General features: G+C 57.9%; 12 protein-coding genes. All 12 read left to right on the top strand.

Annotated features, from left to right (window positions below; all coding sequences use genetic code 11):
- The first annotated feature begins 160 nt into the window (after positions 1-160).
- The 12 genes from ACI77H_RS06130 to fliE all read left to right on the top strand — a co-directional run bounded on the left by ACI77H_RS06130 (position 161) and on the right by fliE (position 11,457).
- A complete protein-coding gene (locus tag ACI77H_RS06130) occupies positions 161-1,087 on the top strand; it encodes a ketoacyl-ACP synthase III (RefSeq protein WP_407010951.1) in 927 nt (308 codons plus the stop codon).
- 83 nt (positions 1,088-1,170) lie between these two features.
- Positions 1,171-2,463, top strand: a complete 1,293-nt coding sequence (locus ACI77H_RS06125; protein ID WP_407010950.1) for a motility associated factor glycosyltransferase family protein — start codon at positions 1,171-1,173, stop codon at positions 2,461-2,463.
- On the top strand, positions 2,460-2,726 hold the full coding sequence (locus tag ACI77H_RS06120; RefSeq protein WP_407010949.1) for a hypothetical protein: 267 nt from the start codon (positions 2,460-2,462) through the stop codon (positions 2,724-2,726). The genes ACI77H_RS06125 and ACI77H_RS06120 overlap by 4 nt, the downstream gene beginning before the upstream one ends.
- 254 nt (positions 2,727-2,980) lie before the next feature.
- Positions 2,981-3,826, top strand: coding sequence for a flagellin domain-containing protein (locus tag ACI77H_RS06115; RefSeq protein ID WP_407010948.1), 846 nt, complete (start codon positions 2,981-2,983; stop codon positions 3,824-3,826).
- Between the two features lie 72 nt (positions 3,827-3,898).
- Positions 3,899-4,264 carry a flagellar protein FlaG gene (locus ACI77H_RS06110; protein ID WP_407010947.1) on the top strand — a complete coding sequence of 122 codons (366 nt, stop codon included), beginning with the start codon at positions 3,899-3,901 and terminating at the stop codon, positions 4,262-4,264.
- 82 nt (positions 4,265-4,346) lie between these two features.
- On the top strand, positions 4,347-5,786 hold the full coding sequence (gene fliD, locus ACI77H_RS06105; RefSeq protein ID WP_407010946.1) for a flagellar filament capping protein FliD: 1,440 nt from the start codon (positions 4,347-4,349) through the stop codon (positions 5,784-5,786).
- A 129-nt stretch (positions 5,787-5,915) separates the two neighbouring features.
- A complete protein-coding gene (gene fliS / locus ACI77H_RS06100; RefSeq protein ID WP_407010945.1) occupies positions 5,916-6,311 on the top strand; it encodes a flagellar export chaperone FliS in 396 nt (131 codons plus the stop codon).
- A 10-nt stretch (positions 6,312-6,321) separates the two neighbouring features.
- Positions 6,322-6,618: a hypothetical protein gene (locus tag ACI77H_RS06095; RefSeq protein WP_008035226.1), complete on the top strand. Its 297-nt coding sequence runs from the start codon at positions 6,322-6,324 to the stop codon at positions 6,616-6,618.
- Between the two features lie 173 nt (positions 6,619-6,791).
- Positions 6,792-8,267: a sigma-54 dependent transcriptional regulator gene (locus ACI77H_RS06090; RefSeq protein ID WP_407010943.1), complete on the top strand. Its 1,476-nt coding sequence runs from the start codon at positions 6,792-6,794 to the stop codon at positions 8,265-8,267.
- A 128-nt stretch (positions 8,268-8,395) separates the two neighbouring features.
- Entirely contained in the window at positions 8,396-9,601 is a 1,206-nt protein-coding gene (locus ACI77H_RS06085) for a sensor histidine kinase (RefSeq protein ID WP_407010941.1), read from the top strand.
- Positions 9,602-9,606: 5 nt separating this feature from the next.
- Complete coding sequence (locus ACI77H_RS06080) at positions 9,607-10,992, top strand: sigma-54-dependent transcriptional regulator (RefSeq protein ID WP_407010939.1); 1,386 nt, start codon at positions 9,607-9,609, stop codon at positions 10,990-10,992.
- 135 nt (positions 10,993-11,127) lie between these two features.
- On the top strand, positions 11,128-11,457 hold the full coding sequence (gene fliE / locus ACI77H_RS06075; RefSeq protein ID WP_407010938.1) for a flagellar hook-basal body complex protein FliE: 330 nt from the start codon (positions 11,128-11,130) through the stop codon (positions 11,455-11,457).
- Positions 11,458-11,460 lie beyond the last annotated feature (3 nt).

Below are 11,460 nucleotides of genomic sequence, written 5' to 3'. Positions count from 1 at the left end.
TATTAATCGGGAAGGTGGCGCCTGGCCTGTTTTTGGCCCAGTGATAGCCTTTTATTCTTCCCGCTGTCGCCTCAATGAGGCGACGTTTTTCTCCGTTTGTCGGCGCCCCTCGAATCATTACGAGCGGTGGTATTGGGCTGTTTCTTATTGGGAAGCCGTAATGATTGGCATAAAAAGCATTGCGAGCTACGTTCCTGTAGCCGGCGTGGACAATTACGCACAGGGTGCAAAATTCGAAAAGGATGAAGAATTCATCCTGGGCAAGATCGGTTCGGCCTTCCTGCCGCGCAAAGACGCTGGTCAGGAAACCTCGGACCTGTGTGTCGAAGCGGCCAACGCGCTGTTCGCCAACAATCCCGACTTGAAACGTGAAGACATCGACGTGCTGATCGTTGTCACCCAGAACGGCGACGAAGAAGGTCTGCCGCACACCGCCGCCATCGTTCAGGACAAACTGGGCCTGCCGACCACCGTGGCTGCGTTCGATATTTCCCTTGGCTGCTCCGGCTACGTCTACGGTATCTACGCCATCAAGGGGTTCATGGAAGCCGCAGGCTTGAAGAATGGCCTGCTGATCACTGCTGATCCGTACTCGAAGATCGTCGACCCGGAAGACCGCAACACCACCATGCTGTTCGGTGATGCCGCCACCGCGACCTGGATGGGTGAAAACGCGCCATGGCAACTGGGCAAGGCCAAGTTCGGCACTGACGGTTCCGGCGCGCCGCACCTGAAGGTGACCGACGGGGTGTTCTTCATGAACGGCCGTCAGGTGTTCAATTTTGCACTGCTTAAAGTTCCGGCGCATTTGCACGAACTGCTCGCCGATTCGCAACTGACCGCTGACGATATCGATGCGTTCTGCATCCACCAGGGCAGTGCAGCGATTGTCGATGCCGTAGCGCGACGTTTCGAGGGTGAGCCGGAGAAGTTCATCAAGGACATGGTCGAGACCGGCAACACCGTGTCGTCGAGCATCCCGCTGCTGCTGGAAAAGCACGTGCTGGCTTCCACTTGGAAACGCGTAGCGTTGAGCGGTTTCGGCGTTGGTTTGTCATGGGGGTCGGCGATTATCTATCGCCCTTGATCCTTCAAAAGCCAGGCACAAAAAAAGCGTTCAAGGTGTAACCTTGAGCGCTATTTTTTTGCCCAAATGAAAAGCGAGGCTCCATGAGCGAGTTGTTTGAGCACAACGGCGAGTTGATTCAACGGCGCTGGCCCAAGGTCTGGCATCGACTGTCGGTGGAAAACAGCGCCGCCTTGCAAGCTGATCTGGTGGAGGGCCTGGGTTCTACGTTGCGCATCAATGGCATTCAGTTGACCAGTCGCCATGACCGTACTCGCGAAGCGTTGCTTCAGGCCGACAGCCTGCCCGTGGACAGTCCGGTGGTGCATGTCTATGGCACCGGGCTGGGTGATTTGCAGTTGCAATTGCTGGAGCGGGTCGGGCTTGAGCGGTTGTACGTGCACATTCTGAATGGCGCGGTGTTTGCCCTGGTGCTGCAACTGCTCGATCAACTGCCGTGGCTCGGCGATTCGCGGGTGGTGCTGCTGTACGCCGGCGATTTGGCGGAAATCCAGTTGCCGTATTTCGCGCTGCCTTCTGAGCTGGTGCTGGCGGATGACTTCAACGCCAAGATCCGTGACCGGCTGATCAGCGAAACCCACCTGACCTTCAATAATCGCGAATTCGATACCGACAATCCGGAAATTGCCGAGCGTTTGCAGGCGTGTGTCGAGCGTGTTCGCGCCGATGCCGATGCGGCCGAGCTGTTTGCCAGCTGTCCCGGCAGGGAGGTGTTTGTCATTGCCACCGGGCCGAGCCTGGAACAGCACTTCGACACACTGCGCACGGTCCGCGAACAGGCACAGCGGCCGCTGTTCATTTGCGTCGATACCGCCTACCGACCGCTTATCGAGCATGGGATCAAACCGGATGTGGTGGTCACGATTGATCAGCGCATCTCGACGCGACATTTGCCGGCCGATGCCACGAGCGATATCACGCTGGTCTACATGCCGATGGCTGACCCAGAGGTTTTGGGGGGCTGGCAGGGCAAGCGTTACGCGGCCTATTCCGCCAGTCCTGTTTATAAGGACATGCGCCAGCAGTTGCCCAAGGCCCAACTCTTTGTCGGTGGCAGTGTGATTCACCCTGCGGTGGACCTGGCGGTACACATGGGGGCCAGCCAGATCACGCTGTTCGGCGCCGACTTTGCTTTCCCCAACAACAAGACTCACGCCGGCTGGAATGACGGTGATCTTGGGCCACAAGTGAGTGCGGCCCGGCACTGGGTCCTCGATGGCCACGGTGAGCGGGTCAAGACGCAGCTCAATTTCCGCAGTTACTTGTGCGAGCTGGAGCGGTACATCGCCGGGCATCCTCGGGTGGCTTTTTATAACAGCAGTCGGGCCGGGGCAATGATCGTTGGCACGACGTTTCACCCGGAGCTCACGCGATGACTGAATCTTCCTTGATTGCCGAGGCGCGCCAGTGTGCGGTTTTGTTCCGTCTGGGGCGAGATGTCGAAGCCGCGCTGCTCATGGTCCAGGTGTGCAGTGATGTGCAATCCACGATGGGGCGTGAAAATGTCGAGGTCCAATCCCGCTGGACGGCGGTGCTCATTGACATGCTTGCCTGTCAGGAAGCGCAGGATTGGTTGGCGCTGGCCGATTATCTCGATTATGAGTTGCCCCAATTGCTGGAAGCGCCCACGGCCGGTTAAGACTTTTTGACAATGTGCCGGTACAGGCGAGTCCTCGCTGTCCCGTTACCGGCATTTCCCTGACGTCATTCTTTTGTATTGAGCTGCCGCCAAGCCCTTGTTTCATGAGGGGTGGCAGTGTGATGGCAATTTTTTTTCAAAATCCCCTAAAGCAACCTGCATTCGCGACGATAACTATTACGAAGGTTCTCTAGGCCATACCCGGCGGTTGCCAGGGCCGGAAGCCGCAGTACCCAACCAACGAGGAATTCGTCATGGCTTTGACAGTAAACACCAACACTACGTCGCTGAACGTTCAGAAAAACCTGAACAAGGCTTCCGACGCGCTTTCGACTTCGATGACTCGCCTGTCTTCCGGCCTGAAAATCAACAGCGCCAAAGACGACGCCGCCGGCCTGCAAATCGCTAACCGTATGACCTCGCAGATCCGTGGTCAGACCATGGCTATCAAAAACGCCAACGACGGTGTTTCGATCGCTCAGACCGCTGAAGGCGCTCTGCAAGAGTCGACCAACATTCTGCAACGTATGCGTGAAATTGCACTGCAATCGCGTAACGACTCCAACGGCACTGCTGACCGTACCGCTCTGGACAAAGAATACCAACAGTCGATCGCTGAATTGACCCGTATTGCTCAGTCCACCAACCTGAACGGCAAGGCACTGATCGACGGTACTGCTGGCGCGATGGAATTCCAGGTGGGTGCGGGTACTACTTCCGACAACCAGATCACCCTGACCCTGTCGTCGAGCTTCGACGCAAGCGCCCTGGGCATGACCGGTACTACCATCTCCGGTACTTCCAACTCGGGTAACCACAACTCTGTTTCGGCTTCCATCTCGGCCATCGACAACGCGCTGAACAAAATCAACGCCACTCGTGCTGACCTCGGTGCTGCTCAGAACCGTTTCTCCACCACCATCTCCAACCTGCAGAACATCAACGAAAACGCCAGTGCTGCACTGAGCCGCGTACAAGATACCGACTTCGCTGCTGAAACTGCACAGCTGACCAAGCAAAACACCCTGCAACAAGCTTCCACGTCGGTTCTGGCCCAGGCCAACCAGCTGCCATCCGCTGTACTGAAACTGCTTCAGTAATAGCCGGTTGAGTTTTGGCGGGGGAGTGCGTACGCGTGCTCTCTCGCTTTTTCAGTTTAAGAGGTGATGGACATGGATATGAGCGTGAAGCTGAACTTGTCTTATCCAGCCGCGAAGCCGGCGACGACTGTTGCTGACCATCCGGTGGAGAAGCCTCGAACCGATGCTGCCCCCGTGGCAACGGTCAAGGATGAACCAAAAGACGCGCAAACCGAGCAGGACAAGCTGAAGATGGCCGTTCAGGAAATCGAAAAGTTCGTCCAATCGATCAAGCGCAATCTGGAGTTCTCGATCGATGAGCCTTCAGGCAAAGTTATCGTTAAAGTCATCGCCAGCGAGTCGGGTGAGGTGGTTCGCCAGATCCCCAACGAAGAAGTGCTCAAGTTGGCCAATAGTTTGAATGATGCAAGCAGTCTGTTGTTCAGCGCTAAAGCCTGACAACTGGCACGAATTTTGTTGCTATGTTCTTTTGGGCGTTGTAATGGTCAAAAGGCCGGCGACACACTGAAGGGAGTCCAACATGGCAAGTCCAATTCTACCGGGTCTGGGGTTAGGCTCCGGCCTTGACACCACGGCTATCGTCAAAGCCTTGGTTGATGCTGACAAATCGGCAAAGCAGAGTCAGATCAACCGACAGACGAATACCAATACCTCGAAGATTTCCGGTGTCGGGACCCTCAAGAGTGTGCTGGCGAATTTCCAGGCCGCGATCAAAAACCTCGGTGATACCAAGACCCCGCAGTTCCTGGGTTACAACGCCACGAGTTCCGATCCCAAAGTGCTGACCTCTGTCGCCAGCAACTCGGCGGTCAACGGCACGTATGTTATCAAGGTCAACAACCTTGCGACTTCATCCAAGGTGGCGACCGCTGCGTTTGCCGGTGGCCCTACCAGTGCCGTTCAGGACGGTACGCTCAATATCACTCAAAATGGCATTGCCCGACCGGTCACCATTCCTCCTGGCGCTACGTTGCAGACGGTGCGGGATGCGATCAACACCCAGCAAGGCGCCAATGGCTTCAGTGCCAACATTGTCACTGACTCCTTCGGGTCGCGTCTGGTCCTGGGGTCTACCGCGACCGGTTTTGGTTCCGATATCACGCTCGGTGGTATTCCGGGCCTGGAAATTACCGCGGGTCAGAAAATGGGTGCCACGCCTGATGAGACTTCGGCTGGTGCCATCGGCGAACTCGCTGCGAATGCCAGCTTCACGGTTGACGGACTGGCTATCTCCAGCAAATCCAACACTGTGGATAGCGCCATTTCCGGCCTGACATTGAATCTGGTGGCTGGGGGTGGGGCGACTTCCACTGTGACGGTCGGGCCGAACAGTGACGGTTTGAAAAAATCGATCCAGGCCTTTGTCGACGCTTACAACCAGGTTGTCACCACCGTCAATACGCTGAGCAAGCCCACCCTGGACAAGGATGGCAAGCCAACCGTTGCCGCGGCACTGACCGGCGATTCGCTGGGTCGGGGCGTCCTGGCGTCGATCCGTGAACCGTTGGCCACTACCGGTGCGGGCGACAAGCTGACCGTACTTTCGCAGTTGGGTATTACCACCAACCAGAAAACCGGTGCGCTCGATTTTGACAGCGCCAAGTTCACTGCGGCGATGGATACGCAGAAACTGGGTGGTGAGATTCAGAAGCTGTTCCTGGGTGATCCCGCGGCGACCGGTGATGCGGCCAAGGGGCTGCTGGAACGAATGACTGCGGTGATTACGCCTTATACCGTCACTGGCAGCGAAGGCATCCTTGATGCGCGTTCGGCCAACCTGGCGAAGGTCAAAACCAGCCTGGCCAACCAGCAGGAGGCACTGGATCGTCGTGTCGCGACGCTGACAACCGTGCTGACCAAAAAGTACAACGACATGGACACCCTGGTCGGCAAGCTCAAGGCAACGGCGAATAACATTACCTCGATGTTCGACGCGATCAACGCACAGAAAAACGCCTGATAGCGCCTATGCGCCAAAAGCCCGGCAGCGAATTCCGCTTGTCGGGCTTTTTTTGTTTCGATCTAAAGTTTTTTGACGCGGTGTCGATACACTGGTTATACGAATCACACAGTTTTGATGAGGTACAACATGAACCCGATGTTAGCCCTTCGGCAGTACCAGAAGATTGGCGCTCAGGCCCAGACTTCCGAAGCCAGCCCCCATCGCCTGGTGCAAATGCTCATGGAGGGCGGTCTGGATCGCATCGCTCAGGCCAAAGGTGCCATGGAGCGCAAGGACATCCCCAACAAAGGCATTTTCATCGGCAAGGCGATCGGGATCATCGGTGGCTTGCGTGAAGGCCTGGATCTGGAGAATTCTGTTGAGTCTGTGGGTGAACTGGACAAGTTGTACACCTACATGATGAAGCGGTTGACAGAAGCCAACATCAAAACCGATCCAAAGATTCTCGACGAAGTCGCCGATTTGCTTCGCACCGTGAAAGAAGGTTGGGACGCTATCGCCGCGCCGGGTCCGCAGTTTTAAGGAGATCACCATGAGTCTTGTATTGCAGCGTATCGAACACACCCGTGATGCCCTCGTCGGTGCCTTGGCCGAGCGCAATTGGGAAGCCATTGGTGAGTTGGATCTGGCGTGTCGTTCCTGCATGGAAGACGTCTTGAGTGAAGTTTCGGTGGACGAAGCCGCCTTGCGCGACAATCTTGAGGAGCTGTTGGGAGTGTATAAGCAGCTTTTGGAGGCGGCGACAGGGGAGCGGCAAGCAATAGTTGATGAGATGTCGCAGATCCATCAAGCACAGAACGCGGCAAAGGTTTACCATCTGTTTGGTTAATTAATCCTCAGTTAATCCAAACATAGTGCGCCATAAATTTGACTGTGCACGGTTTTTTGACTTAACTAGTGGCTGGTTCCAGATTTCAGGCGTCTACAGGCATAACGTGTCTGCAAGCGTCTAGCTTGCCCCATCATTTCGGGCATTGAGTTGACTAGGGAAGTTGCTATTGCATGTGGCGTGAAACCAAAATTCTGCTGATTGATGACGATAGCGTCCGCCGCCGCGATTTGGCGGTGATTTTGAATTTTCTTGGCGAAGAAAATTTACCCTGCGGTAGCCATGACTGGCAGCAGGCTGTCGGCTCTTTGTCATCAAGTCGTGAAGTGATCTGTGTCCTCATCGGGACGGTCAATGCTCCTGGTGCACTTCCGGGCTTGTTAAAGACACTCTCTACCTGGGATGAGTTCCTTCCGGTTTTGTTAATGGGCGATAATTCTTCCGTTGACCTGCCCGAAGACCAGCGTCGCCGAGTGCTTTCGACCCTCGAAATGCCACCCAGCTACAGCAAGCTGCTTGATTCGCTGCACCGTGCCCAGGTCTATCGCGAGATGTACGACCAGGCCCGCGAGCGCGGCCGTCACCGCGAGCCCAACCTTTTTCGCAGCCTTGTCGGCACCAGTCGGGCGATTCAACACGTCCGTCAGATGATGCAGCAAGTCGCCGACACCGACGCCAGTGTGCTGATCCTCGGCGAGTCGGGGACTGGCAAGGAAGTGGTCGCGCGCAACCTGCACTATCACTCCAAGCGTCGTGACGCGCCGTTCGTCCCGGTCAACTGTGGGGCGATCCCGGCCGAGTTGCTGGAAAGCGAATTGTTCGGCCATGAAAAGGGCGCCTTCACCGGGGCAATTACCAGCCGCGCCGGGCGCTTCGAACTGGCCAACGGCGGCACGCTGTTCCTCGACGAGATCGGCGACATGCCGCTGCCGATGCAGGTCAAACTGCTGCGTGTGCTGCAAGAGCGTACTTTCGAGCGCGTGGGCAGCAACAAGACCCAGAGCGTCGATGTGCGCATCATCGCGGCGACTCACAAGAATCTCGAAAACATGATCGAGATCGGCACTTTCCGCGAAGACTTGTATTACCGCTTGAACGTGTTCCCGATCGAGATGGCGCCGCTGCGCGAACGTGTCGAAGATATCCCGTTGCTTATGAACGAGTTGATCTCGCGCATGGAGCACGAAAAGCGCGGTTCGATCCGTTTCAACTCGGCGGCGATCATGTCGCTGTGCCGTCACGGCTGGCCGGGCAACGTCCGCGAGCTGGCCAACCTGGTGGAACGCATGGCGATCATGCACCCGTACGGGGTGATCGGCGTGGTCGAGTTGCCGAAGAAATTCCGCTACGTCGATGACGAAGACGAGCAGTTGGTCGACAGCCTGCGCAGCGATCTCGAGGAGCGCGTGGCCATCAACGGTCACGCGCCGGACTTCGCGGCCAGCGCCATGCTGCCGCCGGAAGGACTGGACCTGAAAGACTACCTCGGTGGTCTGGAGCAAGGCCTGATTCAGCAGGCGCTGGATGATGCCAATGGCATCGTGGCGCGCGCTGCCGAGCGGCTGCGGATCCGTCGCACCACGCTGGTAGAGAAGATGCGCAAGTACGGTATGAGCCGTCGCGACGGTGATGAACAGGCGGATGATTGACGCCTGTTTTTCAAGTCGTTCATTTATAGGCGGTTTTTTTTAGGCACGGGTATTGCTACATCCCTCGCAACGTTCCGTTTAACTGACGGTCAGCCAAGCGAGAGAGCCCGATGCCCCAAGCCGCCCAGATGTCTCCTGTCCCTGATGCTTCGGGTCAAACGTCGTCCGTAGAGCAGGCAAGCCGGCTTAGTCTTGAGCAGGCTTTCGCGTTGTTCAACCAGATGTCCAGCCAGTTGACCGATTCCTACAGCATGCTCGAAGCCCGGGTCACCGAGCTCAAGGGTGAGCTGGCGGTGGTCAGCGCTCAGCGCATGCAGGAGCTGGCGGAAAAAGAACGCCTGGCCAACCGCCTGCAAAACCTCCTCGATCTATTGCCCGGTGGCGTTATCGTCATCGACGCTCAGGGCATCGTCCGCGAAGCCAACCCCGCTGCCAGTGAACTGCTCGGCCTGCCCCTCGAAGGCGAGTTGTGGCGTCATGTCATTGCCCGTTGCTTTGCGCCGCGTGAAGACGACGGGCATGAAATATCGCTCAAGGACGGCCGGCGGCTGTCGATCGCCACTCGCTCGCTGGATGCCGAGCCCGGCCAGTTGGTGTTGCTCAACGACCTGACCGAAACTCGTCATCTGCAAGATCAACTGGCTCGGCACGAACGCCTGTCCTCCCTCGGTCGAATGGTCGCGTCGCTGGCTCACCAGATTCGCACGCCGTTGTCCGCCGCATTGCTTTACGCCAGTCATTTGACCGAGCAAGAGCTGCCGGTTGCCACGCAGCAGCGTTTTGCCGGACGGCTCAAAGAGCGTTTGCATGAGCTGGAACACCAAGTGCGTGACATGCTGGTTTTCGCTCGCGGCGAGCTGCCGCTGACCGATCGCGTCACGCCGAAAATGCTGATGCAGTCCTTGCAGGCCGCCGCGCTGACCCACGTGCAGGATTTGCCGGTTCGCTGGCAGTGCGACAGTCACGCGGGTGAGCTGCTATGCAATCGTGACACGCTGGTCGGGGCGATTCTGAATCTGATCGAGAACGCGATCCAGGCCAGTGCCGGCGACGTTCGCTTGAAAGTCCATCTCTACAGTCGTGACAACAACCTGCGTGTTTGCGTCAGCGACAGCGGCAGCGGCATCGAAACGAAAGTGCTGGCGCGTTTGGGCGAACCATTTTTCACCACTAAAACCACCGGGACCGGCCTGGGCCTGACGGTGGTCAAGGCGGTGGCTCGTGCTCATCAGGGAGAATTGCAACTGCGCTCGCGGTTGGGTCGCGGCACCTGTGCGCAGGTGATCCTGCCGCTTTTTTCTGATGAGAAGCGCAGTGCTCGGGGAGCGGAGTGAGAGGCATGGGGATCAAGGTTTTACTGGTCGAGGATGACCGCGCATTACGCGAAGCACTGACCGATACGCTATTGCTCGCGGGGCATGACTACACCGCCGTGGGTTCGGCGGAAGAAGCGCTGGACGCCGTCGGAGCCGAGGCGTTCAACCTGGTGCTCAGCGACGTCAACATGCCGGGCATGGACGGCCATCAACTGCTTGGATTGCTGCGCGCTCGCCAGCCGCAGTTGCCGGTGTTGCTGATGACGGCGCATGGCGCCGTAGAGCGCGCGGTCGATGCGATGCGCCAGGGGGCGGCGGATTATCTGGTCAAGCCATTCGAGCCCAAGGCGTTGCTGGATCTGGTCGCGCGGCATGCGTTGGGCAGCCTCGGCGCTGCCGACACTGAGGGGCCGATAGCATTCGAGCCGGCCAGTGCGCAGTTGCTGGAATTGGCTGCACGGGTGGCGCGCAGTGATTCAACGGTGTTGATCTCCGGTGAGTCCGGAACCGGTAAAGAAGTGCTGGCGCGTTACATCCATCGGCATTCTCATCGTGCGAGTCAGCCGTTTATCGCGATCAACTGTGCGGCGATTCCCGACAACATGCTCGAGGCCACGTTGTTCGGTCACGAAAAGGGCTCGTTCACCGGCGCCATCGCGGCGCAGGCTGGCAAGTTCGAGCAGGCCGACGGCGGGACCATTCTGCTCGACGAAATCTCCGAAATGCCCCTGGGTCTTCAAGCCAAGTTGCTGCGCGTGTTGCAGGAGCGTGAAGTCGAGCGGGTCGGCGCGCGCAAGCCGATCACGCTGGATATTCGGGTTGTCGCGACTACCAACCGTGACCTGGCCGGGGAAGTGGCGGCAGGGCGTTTCCGTGAAGACCTTTACTATCGCCTTTCCGTGTTTCCGTTGGCCTGGCGTCCGTTGCGCGAACGCACCGCCGACATCCTGCCGCTGGCCGAGCGGTTGCTGGCCAAACACGTCAATAAAATGAAGCATGCTGCGGCGCGACTGTCGCCCGAGGCGCAGGCATGCCTGATCGGCTACCCGTGGCCGGGCAATGTGCGGGAGCTGGATAACGCGATTCAGCGTGCATTGATTCTGCAGCAGGGCGGTGTGATCCAGCCGCAGGATTTCTGCCTGGCCGGGCCCGTTGCCTGTGCGCCGTTACCGGCGTTGGCCGCCGTGCCGGTGCGGGTCCTGGAGGTCGAGCCCGAGTCTGCCGGGGCGCTGGGCGACGATTTGCGTCGCCGCGAATTCCAGATGATCATCGACACCTTGCGCTCCGAGCGGGGGCGTCGCAAAGAAGCGGCGGAGCGTTTGGGCATCAGCCCGCGCACCCTGCGCTACAAGCTGGCGCAAATGCGTGATGCCGGAATGGACGTTGAAGCGTACTTGTTCGCCACCTGATTTTATTTTGTAGGAGCGAAAGCGAAGGACAGGCTTTTGTTCAGAGCGGCCACGGAGCTGGCACCCTTGTTGCTAAGACCTCACTACCCGCCGAGTGAGTGTCAAAAAATTGCGGGTCGCCAACGAGAGTAGACCATGAGCCAAGGTATTGAATTCAATCGGTTGATGTTGGACATGCGGTCCATGCAAATGGATGCCATGTCTGCGCCGAAATCGACTGCCGTCGTCCCTGAAATGAGTGGCAGCAGCTTTTCCGACATGCTCGGTCAGGCCGTCAATAAAGTGAACGACACCCAGCAGGCTTCCAGTCAGTTGTCCAGTGCCTTCGAGATCGGCAAGAGTGGCGTCGACCTGACGGACGTGATGATTTCCTCGCAGAAGGCCAGCGTGTCTTTCCAAGCGTTGACCCAAGTGCGTAACAAGCTGGTTCAGGCCTACCAAGACATCATGCAGATGCCGGTTTAAGGA

The sequence above is a fragment of the Pseudomonas sp. O230 genome, from assembly GCF_045447035.1.
Taxonomy (GTDB): Bacteria; Pseudomonadota; Gammaproteobacteria; order Pseudomonadales; family Pseudomonadaceae; genus Aquipseudomonas.
This window is presented reverse-complemented; position numbering and strand designations above follow the sequence as displayed.